Source organism: Cerasicoccus maritimus (genome assembly GCA_031296935.1).
Taxonomy (GTDB): domain Bacteria; phylum Verrucomicrobiota; class Verrucomicrobiia; order Opitutales; family Cerasicoccaceae; genus Cerasicoccus; species Cerasicoccus maritimus.
Genome location: JAVDPD010000002.1, coordinates 265967 through 282629, shown reverse-complemented (window position 1 = coordinate 282629; position 16663 = coordinate 265967). Strand labels below are relative to the sequence as shown.

General features: G+C 56.3%; 10 protein-coding genes. 8 read left to right on the top strand and 2 right to left on the bottom strand.

Going from position 1 to position 16663, the window contains the following annotated elements; all coding sequences use genetic code 11:
• Nucleotides 1–4: 4 nt before the first annotated feature.
• Both RBB62_RS01635 and RBB62_RS01630 read right to left on the bottom strand, forming a co-directional pair.
• On the bottom strand, nucleotides 5–982 hold the full coding sequence (locus tag RBB62_RS01635; protein ID WP_309396365.1) for a glucosyl-3-phosphoglycerate synthase: 978 nt from the start codon (nucleotides 980–982) through the stop codon (nucleotides 5–7).
• Nucleotides 966–2123 carry a zinc-binding metallopeptidase family protein gene (locus RBB62_RS01630; RefSeq protein ID WP_309396363.1) on the bottom strand — a complete coding sequence of 386 codons (1158 nt, stop codon included), beginning with the start codon at nucleotides 2121–2123 and terminating at the stop codon, nucleotides 966–968. The genes RBB62_RS01635 and RBB62_RS01630 overlap by 17 nt, the downstream gene beginning before the upstream one ends.
• 1372 nt (nucleotides 2124–3495) lie before the next feature.
• On the opposite strand from RBB62_RS01630, the gene RBB62_RS01625 reads away from it, so the two are divergent.
• The 8 genes from RBB62_RS01625 (at nucleotide 3496) to RBB62_RS01590 (ending at nucleotide 16648) form a co-directional block, all read left to right on the top strand.
• Complete coding sequence (locus RBB62_RS01625; RefSeq protein WP_309396361.1) at nucleotides 3496–6423, top strand: ABC transporter substrate-binding protein; 2928 nt, start codon at nucleotides 3496–3498, stop codon at nucleotides 6421–6423.
• A 4-nt stretch (nucleotides 6424–6427) separates the two neighbouring features.
• Nucleotides 6428–7627 (top strand): STAS domain-containing protein, encoded by a 1200-nt coding sequence (locus tag RBB62_RS01620; RefSeq protein WP_309396359.1) that lies wholly within the window; start codon nucleotides 6428–6430, stop codon nucleotides 7625–7627.
• A 15-nt stretch (nucleotides 7628–7642) separates the two neighbouring features.
• The gene (locus RBB62_RS01615; protein WP_309396357.1) at nucleotides 7643–8572 is read left to right on the top strand and encodes an ABC transporter permease; all 930 of its coding nucleotides are present in this window, start codon (nucleotides 7643–7645) and stop codon (nucleotides 8570–8572) included.
• A gap of 23 nt (nucleotides 8573–8595) precedes the next feature.
• Nucleotides 8596–9408, top strand: coding sequence for an ABC transporter ATP-binding protein (locus RBB62_RS01610; protein ID WP_309396355.1), 813 nt, complete (start codon nucleotides 8596–8598; stop codon nucleotides 9406–9408).
• Between the two features lie 497 nt (nucleotides 9409–9905).
• On the top strand, nucleotides 9906–10583 hold the full coding sequence (locus tag RBB62_RS01605) for a response regulator transcription factor (RefSeq protein ID WP_309396353.1): 678 nt from the start codon (nucleotides 9906–9908) through the stop codon (nucleotides 10581–10583).
• Nucleotides 10584–10589: 6 nt separating this feature from the next.
• Nucleotides 10590–12155 (top strand): sensor histidine kinase, encoded by a 1566-nt coding sequence (locus RBB62_RS01600; RefSeq protein WP_309396351.1) that lies wholly within the window; start codon nucleotides 10590–10592, stop codon nucleotides 12153–12155.
• A gap of 440 nt (nucleotides 12156–12595) precedes the next feature.
• The gene (locus RBB62_RS01595) at nucleotides 12596–15904 is read left to right on the top strand and encodes a pilus assembly PilX family protein (RefSeq protein WP_309396349.1); all 3309 of its coding nucleotides are present in this window, start codon (nucleotides 12596–12598) and stop codon (nucleotides 15902–15904) included.
• Between the two features lie 18 nt (nucleotides 15905–15922).
• Nucleotides 15923–16648, top strand: coding sequence for a hypothetical protein (locus RBB62_RS01590; RefSeq protein ID WP_309396347.1), 726 nt, complete (start codon nucleotides 15923–15925; stop codon nucleotides 16646–16648).
• The last annotated feature ends 15 nt before the right edge of the window (nucleotides 16649–16663 follow it).

The following is a 16663-nucleotide window of genomic DNA, read 5'->3' as shown; positions in this document are numbered from 1 at the left end:
AACGCTAATAGCCCATCTTTTCGCGGTATTGCGGGATGTCGATCATCGGAGGGCGTTCCTCTTCCACGATGTCGTGGCAGATCTGCTCGTATTGCTGATCAACAGCCTGGAACTGCCGCAAGATATTGTGCATCTCCGGCAAATTACCCTCCATGCCCATGCCTTTCATGCGCCCAAGGAAACTCTGCAAAATACCGAAGCTCATCTTGCCCAGCGAGAGGGTTTCCTGGTTGCGGTGCACGCGTTTATCGAGGTCGGTCTGGCCGAACGCTTCGAGCCCCCACTCCTTGTAAACGTCCATGATGTGCGATGTCTCAACGCCGTAGCCAATCGGGAACGGCAGGCGTTCCAGCACGTGGCGGCGAACGGCGTATTCGCCGGAGAGCGGTTGCACGAGGCCGGTCAGTTCCGGGTAGAACAGCGAGAACAGCGGGCGCACCAGAATCTCCGTCACGCGGCCACCGCCCGACGGGCGAATGCCTTGCGAAAATGCCAACGGGCGATCGTAGAACGCCTTCACGTAGCTCATCTCCGGGCGGTAAAGCAGCGGCGCAACAAGGCCGTAGCAGAAGCGCGGGTGGATGTTTTTAATGTCGGCGTCGACATAGCAAATGATGTCGCCCTTGAGTTGGTGGATCGCCTTCCAGAGGTTCTCCCCTTTGCCGCGCTTGTGGCCTTGCTCGGGCAAAATATCGCCCGCGAAATACACGTCCGCGCCAAACGACGAGGCGACTTCCAGCGTCTTGTCCGTCGAGCCGGAGTCGATCACCGCAATCTCGTCAACGAGCGGGTAGCGCTCCATCAGCTCCGAACGGAAGATGACGATTTCTTTGCCGATCGTGGACTCCTCGTTGAGCGTCGGGATGCACAGGGAGATCGTCAGCCCAGTCTTTTCCTTTTGTTTCAAGAGCTCCAGTTGGTCAAAGAACTGGCTATGGTGAAACGTGTTAGATTTAATCCATTTATCAAGCTTCGTCGACATCGCAAAGTCCTCCATCTATTGCTTGCAGCAGGGTGATGAGCTGAGCCAGACCAGTAAAGATGGGCTCGATCTCAACAGTTTCATTGTAGTCGTGGCGGTGCTCGCCTTTGGTCAGGCCAATGACCAGCGAGGGGACGTCGCGGCCGAGCAAGGCGCTCAGCTCGCCGGTGGACGGCGCGGCGTGCTCTTCCACGTCGAGCTCCTTCAGGATGCGGCGGGCGCTGCGAACCAACGGATGCGCAAAATTAATCGAAACGTTATTACGGTATCCAACCTTATTGAGGACTGCCTTCGTGCCCGACATGGCGTTGGCCTCGGCAACCACGCCTTCGATGGCTTCATAAATTTCACTGGCCATCCCCACACCCTCACTGCGAATTTCGAAGCGCAAATGTGCATCGCGGGATGCAGTGTTATATGTGGTGCCCGCGTAAATCGAGCCCAGAATCAGCTGCGTCACAGGGTCCTGCGGCAGCGGTATCTCGAGCATTTTAGTGACCACGCGATTTAAAATATGAATTGCGCCGCCGGAAGCCAGGCCAGTGGCGCCGCGCTTCGTGGTGATGTCGATCGTGCCGCGGATCACACCCAGCGAACTGTAGCTGAGGCGCCCCAGCGTACCGCCTTCACAAAGGACTCCGGCGCGCAGCGCCAGCTGATTGTTATCAAGGAAGAAGCGCATGCCTTCGATGTCGCCCTTGCCCATGCTGCGGGTTGACCCCAATAACACCAGGTTGTCATTCAGCTCGATGCCAAGCTGCTCCAAGAGCGTGGGCAGCGTGGCCACCGCCGCTAAGCCCAGTGAGTTATCCATGATGCTCGGGCCCATAATGCTATTCGGACTCACCGACACTGCATGGTCTACAGACCGCGAGAAAGGCGTGTCCAGGTGCGCAGAAACGAGGATGTTCCGCTTGCCCGACTTGCCCTGGTGAATGCCCGCCGCGTTGCCCAGCTCATCTGTCGACACATTGTGACAACCGGCCTCGATAAGGCGGTCCATCATGAAGCGGGCTCGATCAGCCTCTTCAAATGTGTGCGAAGGAATTTCGCTAAACATCACGGCATTGGCCAATAGCAGTTCACGACGCGCAGCGAGCCGCTCACGCAAGTCTGGCAAGGCGTCGATTAGGTCTTTCATTGGTTCAGCCATAAGTGGTGCCTTAAACTATCGCGCTAAATCTGCGGGCGACAAATGTTTTTTATCGCTTGGTAAAAATGCCGACTCTTATTTAGCATTCAAGCTACCGCATGCCACCCACTCCAATGGGCACTTCGACTACCACCCATGAGCGGACCGCGAAGCCCTTACCGGTGATTCAATCGACACTACCCCCCAAAAACGCCCCCACAAGTCGTTGATAATCAAGGCGAGTTAATAGTCACTCGTGCTCACTAGCTCTCACTATTAATATTCTTATGTTCATATAAAAAGATTGCGGAAGGCGGGTTTTAGTCTATGCTTAGAAACGATACTCAAAAAGTGGGGCTGGCGCGTCCCGAACGGGCAGCGTCATCCTACTTGAAGGTAGGGGCGGTTGCCTTCAACCGTCCGCCACACATGAATAGCCAACCGGATGAAACCGGATGGTTGAGGGCACCCGTCCCTTCCACTAAACATCCTAACAATCCAATTTTCCAACTAACCATCCACCATCACTGCCATGTGTTATCCCAGTAATTTCCACCGCGCACTGCCGCCTTCGGGCGAGCCTTAGCCAGCGCCCAGACCGGCTGCGTTTCGACGCACATTGCCGGACCAATTTTGTGCTGCCACCCAGTCTGTGCAACTGCGAGCGCGGCGTTGGGGCCTGCGGGCCTTAAACAAACTTTGCCATGCAACGTTGAGCTAACTTTTCGATGCAGAGCTTACGCCAATGCCGCCCCGGTTGATGCCACGCAGAACATTCGGGTCACAAGCGCGAATCCACGACTCTTACCCACGCATGAAACCTGCGCGTGTGCTTTCCGCAGCCATAGCGCCATTTTCAAGCACGAGTCACTTGCCTGCGCCAGACCGGCGACCGGGCAGAATGCTTCATGTTCTTTCACAGATTTTACCGACCGACTCGCCCCCCCCTCCGACAGGAGAATCAGAATGATTGAGAGCCGATTATCGATGCGGCCCGCCTAACCTTTTATTTCCAGACACTCCATTAGAAAAAAATCAAATAGATAAAATTTTCTGCCGGGATTAACCCTCCGTTAATCTTAGACCTGCTAAAGTGCACTCGTCTGTTCAACGCAGGCTGAGCTAAGAAAGGTGCAAGCGACGCATTTGACTGAACTCGTCCTAATTTGAATAGCTAGCAGTAGTAGGAAACACATGTCCGTTTTATAGCGTGACAAACGCGCCCCCTCGCAAGGGGCGCGTTATTTTTTAAAGTAATCACCTCTCCCCTATAAAAACAGGAGCTTGCCTGTTCCCTGCCATCAGTCTAATCGCAATACGCACGAGAGGCGTTTTAAACGACACACACTCTACGACGCGCCTCGACCAGCCTACGCTCTACATGTTGAAGATTCTTAAAAATCTTTGGCTCGGTTGCGCCCTCATTCTGGCCGCATCCGCGCTGCTCCTTTATTCCGATTTGGATTCGCGGGAATCGGACGAATCCGACGACGGCATTCGCACCACCAAGCGCATCGCTATCCTGCAGCACGCGTCACAGGAAGTACTCGACGACGGGCGCGAAGGCATGCTCGCCGGCCTCCGCAAACGCGGGTGGATCGAAGGCGAAAACCTGGAAGTCAAAGTCTTCAATGCGCAGGGCGACATGCCCACTGCGCATACGATGGCCTCCGCTATGGCGAGTGGTAATTACGACCTCCTGCTCTCCATCAGCACGCCATCGCTCCAGGCCGTCGCCAACGCCAATACCGACGGCAAAACGCCGCACGTTTTTGGCCTCGTCACCGATCCCTCCGCGACCGGCGTTGGCATCAGCGCAACCGACCCGCTTGACCACCCGTCTTACATGGCGGGCTACGGCACCATGCAGCCCGTCGAGCGCGCCTTTCAAATTGTGCGCGAAATGAACCCGCAGATCAAAAAGATCGGCACGGTTTACAACGCCGCCGAAGCCAACTCCATCAAGCAAATCGAAATGGCGCGCGCGATCTGCGCCGACATGGACATCAAGCTCGAAGAAGCCATGGCCGAGAACGCGACTGCCGTCGGCGAAGCAGCGGCGGCCCTCGTTGCGCGCGGCGTCGAAGCCATTTGGGTGCCGGGCGACGTCACAGTAATCGTCGCCATCGATGTCCTGATCGGCGCAGCGGGCAACATTCCCGTCTTCACCGTCATCCCGCCCAACGTCGACCGCGGCGTGTTGTTCGACATCGGCGCCAATTATTACATGGTCGGCGAACACACCGGCCTGTTGGCGGGAGACATCCTCAATGGCCGCGACCCCGCTTCCGTCGAGATTGTCAATTACATGCCCGAGCTGCTCATGATCAATGCCCAGGCCCTGGAAGATGCGAAGGGCAAGTGGAGCATTCCAGCCGAGCTTAAGAACAACGCCCAAGTCTACATCGACAAAGACGGCAAGCGCACCGAAAGGCTCCCCGCCGACGCCTCTCAATATCAGGCCGAGCCCGGTAAGAATTACAAGATCGCCATCGCTTACTACGCCCCCGAAGAAAGCTGGGAGCGCTGCGTGCAAGGCCTCTTCGATGGCTTAAAAGACCTCGGGTTTGAGGAAGGAAAAAACCTCGAAGTCGCGCGCGCCCATGCGCAGGCCGAGATGATCAACATCCGCCCCATGTTACTCAACTTCGACAGCTCGGATGTCGATGTCATTGTCACTTTCACGACGCCCGTATTGCAGTCGGCCACAACGGCGGTTGAGAAACATCCCGTCGTCTTCACCTACGTCACCGACCCCATCGCCGCCGGGGCGGGCAAGAGCTTCACCGACCACAATCCGAACTTAACCGGCGTGGGCTCGATGCCGCCGCTTAAAGACACCGTCAACCTCACCACGCTGCTCCTGCCGCGCGTCAAGCGCATCGGCGCGCTCTACAACAGCGGCGAAGCGAACTCCGTCAAAGAAGTCACGGTATTGGAGGAGGAATTAAAAAAGAAAAACATCGAACTCGTCTCCGTAACCGCCGCCAACAGCAACGAAGTCATTCAGGCGATTCAAGCGCTCGTCGCGCGCAACCTCGATGCAGTCTATCTGCCCAGCGACAACACCGTTTACCAAGCCTTCGAGCCGGTGGCGCAGATCGTGGCCGAAGCGGAACTGCCGCTCATCAACGGCGACCCCAGCGTGACTGGTCCGATCCTTTCCGTGGGCCCCGGCTACTACTTCAGCGGCGCGGGCGCCGCGCCGCTCCTGGCCCGCGTGCTCCTCGGCGAAGACCCCGCGGATATCCCGATGGAAAACGTATCCGTCAACAACGCGCGCTTCGATGAAGACGTTGCCAAGAAGCTCGGCATTCCCGTTTCCAAAGAGTTCCGTGCCGCCCTCAAGGAAGCACAGGCGGAGATGACTGCCGCCAACGAAAAAGAATACGTAAACCCGAACCCCAGCGGCAAAACTTGGAAGATCACCATCGTTGCCTACGTCGAGTCGCCGCCCTTCGAGGAAGGCTACGAAGGCATCAAGGCCGCGCTGGAGCAAAGCGATTTAAAAGAAGGAAAGGACTACGAGCTCACGTTTAAATCCGCGCAGGGCGACATCGCCGCGCTCAATGGCATCATCGACAACGCGTTGACCGAGCGGGCGGACCTCATCGTCGCGCTCTCCACCCCAGGCCTGCAAACCGCCATGCGCAAAACCGACGAGACGCCCATCGTGTTCGGCATCGTCTCCGATCCCGTCATCGCCGGGGCCGGCAAGTCATTCACCGATCACCAAGCCAACGTGACCGGCGTGGCCGTCTCCCTACCGACCGATGAAATGCTCGACGTGCTGCAAAAATATTTCCCGCAATACCAGCGTATCGGCACCCTCTTCTGCCCCAACGAAGCCAACAGCGAAAACTCGGAAAAGCTCTTCACCGCTGCCTGCCAAGAACGCGGCATCGAGCTCGTGACGGTCGCGGTCAACAGCTCCGCCGAGCTCAGCGACGCAGCTCTTGCGCTGATGAGCAAAGACCTCGACGCCGTAGTCCAGATTCCCGACAACCTGTCGTCCGCCGGCTTCACTGCGATTTCCGCCGCTGCGGATAAAACACAAACGCCGCTCTTGAGCATGAACAGCGTGACTGTCGAGCTCGGTGCCGCCTACGCCATGGGCCGCGATTATTACGAGGCGGGCTTTGAAACCGGCCTGACGATGCTAGAGGTCATCGGCGGCAAAGACATCGCCAAGATTCCCTTCCGCAATTCGCCGCGCATCGTCTCGTCCGCCAGCAAGAAGAACGCGGAGAAACTCGGCATGACCTTGCCCCCCGCCCTGCTCGAAACCGTCGGAACCATTCAAGACTAGCGCCATGCAAATCGAAACCATCAAAGACGGCAGCGTCACCCAGCTAAAGCTCAACGGCCGCCTCGACGCCAGTTGGTGCGACCACCTCGGCTCAGTGTTCGACGAGACCATTCGCCGTGGCGAACACCATGTGCAGCTCGACCTCGCCGACGTGCATTACCTGAGCTCGGCCGGCATTCGCCTGCTGCTGAAAACCTTTAAGCAGCTCAAGGGCATCGACGGCAGCTTCATCATCACCAATCCGTCGGAGAACACCACCAACGTCCTGCGCCTTGCTGGCCTGCAAACGCTCATGGCCGAGCCCGCCGCCAAGCCAGCTGAGCAAGCCAGCGTTGTCACGCGTCACGATTCCAAAGTCGCCGAGTTTGAAATCCACGGCCCCGCGCAACCACCCGCCGTCAAAGTAACGGCTATCGGTGACGAGCGCGCAGTCGCCACCGGAGCCGGTGAGCTACACAACTTTGATTCGCCCGCTGTCCTGCTCGGCGTCGGTGCCATCGGCCGCAGCTCGACGGACAACCACGACCGCATGGGCGAGCTGCTCGCCGTCGCCGGCAACGTCACCTACCAACCGACCGACGGTGCCAAGCAACCGGACTTCATGGTGACGCATGGCGACTTGAAAGCCGATGGCCAAGTCATCTCCGCGATTTCCGCCGATGCCCTCCCCTCCGGCTTGACACGCTTCGAAGCCAAGGGCGAACACGGCGTCATTGGCTTATCCGAACTCGCCGAGCAAATACTTTGCATCGCAAAGTCTGACGCCGCCGTCATCGTCGCAATGACCGAAACCGCCGGATTAATCGGCACGGCGCTTCAACGTTCGCCTGTGGCTGCTGGCGAAGAAGAGCGTTTCAAATTCCCCGCCGTGCGCGACTGGCTATCCTTCAGCGCGGACCGCATTCACCGCGACTCGACCACGCTTCTCGTGGGCATCGCTGCGCGCCCGGGCTCGCCCATTGAGGCGCAACTTCGTCCCTTAGATGCGGAAGGCAAACTGCTCGGCCACTTCCACGCCGCCGCCTTCCCCTACCATCCGCTGAAGAAGGGCCAAGTCGAGCTGACGGAGATAGTCGGTGAGGCTTTTGAAAACCGCAGCATCCAAGCCGTGCTCCACCTGCTCGCCGATACACGGCCAGTCCTCGGCGCAGGCGAAAGCCAGTTCTACCGCGGCGCCTGCTGGTTCGCACCCGCCCAATTTTAATTTCGCACTACGACCATGACTCTCCTCCTCGGCTCACTGACGATCGGCCTCATCCTCGCCCTCCTGGCGATGGGCGTTTACGTGTCGTTCCGCATCTTCGATATTCCCGACATCACGACGGACGGCAGCATCACGCTCGGCGCGGCTACGGCGGCCATCCTCATTGTCAACGGCACGCATCCCGTGCTCGCCACCTTGGCTGGCGCCGCCGCAGGCGCCGTGGCTGGCACCGTGACCGGCATTCTGCATACGAAGTTTAAGATCAACGCCCTGCTCGCTGGCATCCTTGTGATGACTGCGCTCTACTCGGTGAATCTCCATGTCATGGGCCGCAGCAATGTACCGCTGCTCCAAACCGAAAACGTCACCGACTACGGTGCCGACATTGGCCATGCGATTGTGGGCAGTGAGGACATGGACATCTTTGGTTGGGAAACCGACACGGCGGACTTCTTTGTGATGGTGCTCGCGGCGTTCTTCGTAGCCTTCGTCGGCGCGCTGCTTTACTGGTTTTTCCGCACCAATGTCGGCACTGCCATGCGCGCTACCGGCAACAACCCGCAGATGATCCGCGCCCTCGGCGCCAACGTGGAGCGCTACGTCGTCTTTGGCCTGGCGGTGTCCAATGGACTCGTCGCGCTGGCCGGCGCGATTCTTGCGCAGTATCAGGGCTTTGCCGACGCGCAGATGGGCATCGGCATGATCGTGTGGGGCTTGGCCAGTGTGATCATTGGCGAGGCGCTCGTTGGTGAGCGTAGTCTCGGGCTCACGATCATCGGGGCGGTCATGGGCTCGGTGCTCTTCCGCCTGCTCGTGGCCATTGCGCTGCGCTGGGGTCTCAACCCGAACGACCTCAAGCTAATCACCGCTGTGTTCGTCTTCGCCGCACTCGTGTTGCCGGGCTTTATCAAGAAGCTGAAGCCCAACAAACCCGCCGCGTCCTAACGTTAACTTTGCATCACAAAGCTATGCTCGAAATCAAAGGCATCCGCAAAACATTCAACGCCGGCACGGTCAACGAAGTGCGCGCGCTGCAGGGCGTCGACCTCACCATTGAGGAAGGCTCGTTCGTCGTGGTGCTCGGCATGAACGGCTCCGGCAAATCCACGCTGCTCAACGCCGTGGCGGGTTCGTTCTACGTGGATCAGGGCAAGATCAGCATCGCGGGCAAGAACGTCACCAAATGGCCCGAGCACAAGCGCGCGCAGCTGATTGGCCGCGTGTTTCAGAATCCCTTCAGCGGCACGGCGCCCGATATGTCCATCGCCGAAAACTTTGCCATGGCCGCGATGCGTGGCAAAAACCGCGGGCTCGGTTGGGCGCTCTCGCCCAAGGTGACCGACGCTTTGCGCGAACGCGTGGTCACGCTCAAGATGGGCTTGGAAGATCGGATCGAAAACGCCATCGGCTCGCTTTCTGGCGGACAACGTCAGGCGCTGACGCTGCTCATGGCCACGTGGCTCAAGCCGTCGCTCCTTTTGCTCGACGAGCACACGGCCGCGCTCGACCCCAAGAGCGCGCATCAGGTCATTACGCTGACCGATGAAGTGGTGAAACGCGACAAGCTGACCACGCTCATGGTCACCCACTCCATGCAGCAGGCCGTGAACCTCGGCGACCGCATCATCATGATGAACAAGGGCAAGATCGCCTACGATTTTTCCGGCCCCGAAAAGAAGCGCCTGCGCACCGAAGACCTGCTCGATTGCTTCGAAGAAATTCGCCGCCGCGAACAGCTCGACGAAAGCACTGCCGCCATGCTCGCCGAGCAGTACATCTAGTCAGCCAGCCTCAGAGGGCGTCTAAAAAGTCTGATCGAGTCGGGGAGATGTATTCGAGAGGCGAAATTTCGGCTTCTGAAGCGAGGCGAAACCAGTTTCGTCGAGGTGAAGAAATGGAATTTTGACCACGAAGACGCTCTCCAACGAAGGTCAATTGAGTTTTTAGACGCCCTCTCAGACTGGACTGATTAATTTTCGCAGTGTGAAAATGACGATGTGGCGATGCCGGCTTCGGCGGTTGCGGGATCGTTGTGATGCCCATCACGAGGTAGTGCAGCAGCGAAAAACAATGAATGGGCAACTTCATCATGATTGGAAATATGAGCCATGATACTGGGTGCTCTATTAATGCATAATTAGCCCCAATCAGAGACACCGTTTCTCCTATTCAGCTGCTTACCAGAGCCCCTCTAAATTTAGGGTTAATTATCCAGAATTTAAGCAATATCTCCGCAAGATTAAGGCATTGTTAATTATGCGAATGCTAGTATGGTGGCATGCTGAAGCTTGCCACATTGAAGATTTTAGTAATAGAAGACGACATCGATGTGAGGAACGGTCTAGTGCAAACACTGACCGAAGAAGACTTCATTGTCGACGCAGTGGACAACGGCCCCGAGGGGCTCTACCGCGCCCAGGAATGGGATTACGATGTGATCGTGCTCGACGTGATGCTGCCCGAAATGAGCGGCTGGACCATTCTTGAAAAGCTCCGCCGACAAAAGGCCACCCCCGTGCTGATGCTCACCGCGCTGGCCGATATCGACGACCGCGTAAAGGGCCTCAACAGCGGAGCCGACGACTATCTCGTCAAACCCTACAATGAGCGCGAGCTGCTGGCCCGCATCCGCGCGCTTTCCCGCCGCTCAATGGGCTTGGCGGAAAACCAAATCGACCTCGGCCGTGTGTTTATCGACATTGCCGAGCAGACGGTATTCCTCGACGGCGAACCCGTTAAACTGACCGCCGCCCAATACAAGCTGGTCGCCTACATGGCGCGGCACGCGGGTGCAGTAGTTACCCGAACAGAATTGTCTGAGGCGATCAGTGGCGACAACGACGACACAATGTCCAACGTGATCGACGTGCAGGTGCACCACATTCGGCGTAAGCTAGGTAAAGACTTTCTACAGAACCGACGAGGCCTCGGTTATATTGTTCCCAAGCCCTTGTAACGCTCGATGCCTCTTTCACTCAAATGGAAGATACAGCTCTGGCACGCCTTGATTTTGGGCGGAGTGCTCGCTGTGCTCGGCACTGGATTTTACTTTTATGAGAAGTCCCGCAGGCAAGCAAATATAGACCAGCGGCTCGACCAAAAGCTACCACCGCTCATTGGGCAATTCTCCCGCCTTGCGCCGCGCCAAGGCCCGAGCGGCATGGGCATGCGCGAGCCCGGGCAAAGGCCCGGCGAGCCGATCAATCAAGCCACGGAAGACCAGGCCGATGCGAATGGTGCCGAAACTTGGACGCGCTCAAGCTACAGCATGCCCTCACCCAGCGAACTAGCTGGCCAGAACGCCACAGGTGCCTTTGAGCACGATGCTGTCGCTGACGGATACTACGCTGCGTTGATCCGTAAACGTAATCGTGAGTTTGCCATTAAGACGTCCAACTTTCCAAACATCGATATACCTTACAATTTGAGCGAGGGGTACTACTTCCGCACGCGCGACGGTCTCTATCGCGAGATCCTTCATGTTAGCCCGGCGTTCTACGTAATCGTCGGCGTAGATCTCCATCCGATGCAGAGCGAGCTCAACATCTTGAAGCTGCAAATCATCGGCACCACCTTGTTTATTTTCATCATCGGCTTATCCGTCGGCTATGTCTTCGTAAATCGCTCACTGAGGCCATTGCGCGACATTGAGATTACCACTCAAAAAATTGCTTTGGGCGAGCTGTATGAGCGCATTCCTGAAAGCAAAATTGGACGCACAAAAGAGCTAGTTGATCTCACGGATCATCTGAACCATACCTTCGAAAAGATGGAAGACCTCGTGAACCGTCAGGTCCGCTTCACCGCTGACGCTTCACACGAACTACGCACTCCGCTGACTGCGCTGATGGCGCAAATTGCTCTGGGCTTAAAACGCGAACGCACCGTAGAAGAATACATACAGCTGTTCAAGGTATCACAGCGTTCTGCGCAGCGCATCCAACGTATTACCGAACAGCTCATCGAGCTCTCCAAATTTGACTCTGGTCGCGTGGATTTAGAGTTCGAGGAACTACCGCTCGACGGCATGCTGATCGGCCTCACCGAAGAACTCCAAGCCTATGTGAGCGACCGCGGCAGCGAGTTGAAAACCAACCTAGCTACCGGCATTATTCGCTGTGATCCATTTCGCCTGGAGCAAGTAATCACCAATCTGGTAAACAACGCAATCCAGCACAATATTCGCCCGCTAAACATCACCCTTCGCGGGTGGTTCGATCAAGGAAACGCAGTCATTGAAGTCAGTGATGATGGCAAGGGCATTAAACCCGAAAACATCGACAAACTCTTTGACCGTTTCTTCCAGGAAAGCGTTTCACATACCAGCCGCCATAACAATGTCGGACTGGGGTTGGCCATTTCCAAAGCCATCGTGGAAGCACACGGAGGCGTGCTCAGCGCCCGTAGCACACCGGAAGTCGAAACTACATTCCGCATCACGCTACCCCAAAGTAATCTTACAGGCATATCGCAAAGTGACACCCCCAATCCTCGAAGTCCTACGACGGAGCCCGTGCAAAAAAACTAGAGCACATTTCATCTAACTTGGCGGATTATTGCAGGGGCCTCCCAAGCCACCACCTGCATGGCGATACACCCAGTGGGCCTGATAAGCTGCGGCAAGCACTATAAGAAAGGTCGAAATGCTTTCGTACATGTAGCGACTGTATTTTTTTGGGAAACCACTGAAACGGTGCAGGCAATTGTCAATGAATCGGCCCAGCGTCGGTTGAATCCAAGTAGCTTAGCACACATTCACTTAACCGAAGTTTATGAGCGTGGATAAGGAAAATATTCCCAGGTGATCAGCGCAAATCAAGTTACAGTAACAATGCAGGCATACTTTCCATGTGCTCCTGCTAGATCTACATTCAAACCTTACACATCCCCTCGAAAGTGAGTCACGGCAAACGACTCAAGCGGACTCACAGCCCCCTCCTCTATAATCCCCCAGTATCGAATCCACCCATGTCTAAGAACCCGAGTAAATCTTTACGACGCCAGCCTCAAGCAGGCGGCTTTGCCCTTGTCATTGCCCTGACGCTGATGTCATTCATCGTATTGCTGCTCGTGAGCATGGTCAGCCTCACGACTGTCGAAATCAATGCGACGGAAAACAATCGCATTCAAAATGAAGCCCGCCAACACGCCCAACTTGCGCTCCTCGTAGCCATGGGTGAATTGCAAAAATATGCCGGCCATGACCAACGCGTAACCGCCAGGGCGGACATTACCGACGCCGACATTTCCAACCCGTATTGGACCGGTGTTTGGGACGCAACTGACACCACTCAGCCCCCCGCGTGGATCATCAGTGGCAATCAAGGACTAACGCCTGACGACCCCGACTACATAACACCGGATGAAAACCTGCCCATTCCCTCCAGCTCCAACGACTACGTATGGCTGGTTAATCACAGCGTCGCTACTGACAATGACCGCATCCAGGCACCCACGGTTCTAGTCACCAATGCCAACCATGCCGACACAGGGCACTACGCATACTGGGTGGGCGATGAGAGCATAAAGGCAAAGTTTAACATCGATGCAGAAGACAATACCCCTGCCGCCAGCCAAACCGCTTCGCCAACCACTCTTTCGTATCAGTTTGGCATCAACCAACTCAGCACAACCTTCGCGGCAAGTGATCTGGAAGAAGATGAGCGCACCGGCGAGTCATTCTCCATTGCCGATCTTACCTTGCTGACAAACGACGCAAGCATGCCCAAGGAGTATTTCCATGACCTCACGGCTTCCAGCCTCGGCCTTCTTACCGACACGCGCAACGGCGGCCTTAAAAAAGACCTGACCTTTGCCTTTGAAAACAACGGCGTTTACACCATGGAGTTTGGCGCGGAAGGCAGCGCAGACCGCTTCTTCATCGATGATCTGGAAGACCCGGAAACCGGCCTCACCGGCCCCAACTGGGACATCTTGCGCAGCTACTATTCGCTCTACAATAATGTGAATTTGGGCTCCATGCCGGTCACGCCCGCACTCCCGGACGCCAACTCTGCGCTGCGTACCGATTTCCTTCCCTACAAGCATGGCGCGATCAATGATTTCTGGCACTACACCTACATCGACCCTTATCAGCGCAACAACGCGGTGCATCCCGTGCTCTCCCGGCTACAACTGGAGTTCGGCATCCAGGCCGAGCTGCATGACGATACCGGCAAATACAAGATCCGCATCGAAGTGCGCCCGGTGATCGGGCTCTACAACCCCTACAACGTCAAACTCAATGACGCCGTTTACATCTTCCTCTTCCATTTCAATCCCACCATCACGCTGACCGCTGGCGGCAATAATTATGAGATCAACTTCAAGGACCTCGGCTTACTCAGTAATGGGAGCGGCTACATGCGCTTCATTGTGAACACCTCTGACAGCGACGATGGCATTGATTTTCTACCCGGCGAGACCCGCCTGTTTGCGCCCCTTAGCCGGACTGCCTGGCTCCCCGGCAGCGGCTACAAGCCAGGCGATAAAATCCCAAATGTGCTCCGCAACACCTACTCTGCCAATGGCAAGCTTTACACCACGCTTTACGATGTGAGCAACGACTCCAAAGAACTAATCCTCATCGATCCGGAAGAGGACGAACACGGCAACCACACCGCCACGGTGGAAATCACCAGCATCGACATCGGCAACAACGCCTTTATGAACCTCCTCGTCGGAGACACGCGTGACACCGCAACGAATAACTTACAGAAGTTCACCAAGCTCTGGCAGTCCAGCCCGTCCAGCTTGCACCCAACGCCGATTAACATGTTCAACCCGCTACCGCCGATGGCGCTCTCCAGCCTCTACGAGGGCGAGGAGATTGCCACGTGGGCCTTCAACATGCAGACCACACGCAGCGAGCACGGCTTGCGTAACGGCATCGACAACAACCTGCGCACGGTGCTCGCCAACCCCAATTGGGACGGCTTTGTCAACGGCAATGGCAACACCACGCTCAGCGGTTTTTCCGCCCAGGGAGACAAGGGCCTACTCAACACCCCCCTGCCCCCGCAGACCTACGACGACGACCGCTACAGCGGCCGCTGGGGCAACAGCATCGAAAGCGCCGGCCAGGGCCACGTGGTGCTTTTTGACATCCCGCAGGAGCCGCTGCTTTCAATTGGCGCCTTGCAGCACGCAAATTTAGGCCGCTACAGCAGTGACCCAAGCCTCATCGTCGGCAACTCCTACGCCAATCCACGCATCCCGCTGGATCAGACCGTGAACGAAGGCTTCGTTTACAGCGATTACGACGTTTATGACTTGCCCTATCTGGTCAACGACAAGCTTTGGGACAGCTACTTTTTCTCCTCGATTGATCCATCGCAAACGGACGCCGAGATTCAAGAGGAAATCGAGCTCAAGACCTACCGTAACAAGCGCTATGTCTTCCTGAAAAACGCGGGTGAGATGATCAACGACGGCGTCTTCGCAGCAGCCCGCAATGACATCGATCACTATCACGCACTCGCCTCGTACATCGCGATCAACGGCCCGTTCAATATCAACTCGACCTCAGTCAAGGCATGGACCGCCGTGCTGAGCTCAATGAACAGTCTCCAGATACCGGTTTATGATCCAGCTTCCCTGCTTTCCACACCGACCGAAGGCAACTTGTTTTTCAGTCGCTTGAGCCTGCCCTTCGGCGACGCCTACCAGTCTGGCGAAGAAGCCAGCTACGACAACTTCTGGCGCGGGTTCCAAGAGCTAACCCCAGCACAGATTTCCAACCTCGCTGAAGAAATCGTAGACCTCATTTATGCCCGTGGTCGCCCCTTCGGCTCACTGGCCGAATTCGTGAATCGTAGCTTGGTCAACCTGCCTGAAACGGCGGAAGATGATCGCCTCAGCGGCCTCCTCCAACAGGCAATCGACAAGACCGATACAAACATTAACAGCTCGATCAACGACTACCTCTCCGAGGAAGTGAATGACACCCAAGGCGCTAACCCATTCGTCTCTGACATTACTGGCCACCAGGGCGCCGGTGCCCCCGGCCACCTGCTCCAGGGCGATATATTACAAGCATTGGGCCCGATCCTCACCACGCGCTCGGACACCTTCATCGTCCGCGCTTATGGCGATGTGCGCAACCCCTTTACGGACGAGATCACGGCCACCGCCTACTGCGAGGCCATTGTGCAGCGCATTCCCGAACCAGCCTCGGGCGACCCGGCATCCATTGCCAATATCAACAACCCCGAGGGCGAGATGGGCCGCAAGTTCAAGATCGTAAAGTTCAAGTGGCTAACCCCGGAAGAAGTCTAATTGAAACTACACATTAAGATGCATCGTTTTTTACGTATTACTCTGGCGCTTTGCACCCTGGCGACAGTATTAAATCCTCTGGGCGCAGCGCCAATCAATCAAGAAGAGCCCAATGTTTCCATCCAGTTCACCACGCTAAGTTGGGACGCCACCGTGATTAAGGATTTGAAGTTCGAGTCCGATGGCGAAGTGGAGTCCGTCAGCATATACAAGCGCGGCTTTTCAATTCCACAAATGTACCATGGGCCACGGAACATGCGCTTCTTCCGCGAAGTTATCGACCCGGCTACGGGAGCAACCCTCCGCAAAACCATTGCTCAAGTCAACATCCCGGAAAGCACCAAAGAGCTGCTCCTCATCTTTAAACAAAGTGGCCAAGGCGCTAACGAACGTTACCAAATTTTTCCCATTAAAAGAGATCGCAATAATTTCCCACGCGGCAGTTATCAAATCTTCAATTTGAGCGACTACCACATCTCTGGAAAGATTGACGAACAGCTGTTTCAGATCGACACGCAACGCAGCCAGATCATTAAACTTCCGCTGCAAAAAACCACCACGATTGATGTGAAATTTGCGCGCAATGAAAACGATGCATGGAGCCTTGCTTACAGCTCGCTCTGGGCTCACAAAGCGAACAACCGCGTGAACATCTTCATCTTTAACACCGGCGATGAAATCGACCCGATTGAAATCCGGATGTATAAAGAATTCCTGCCCGCGCCCCCCGTCGCACAACAGTAGCCAAGGGAGATTTTT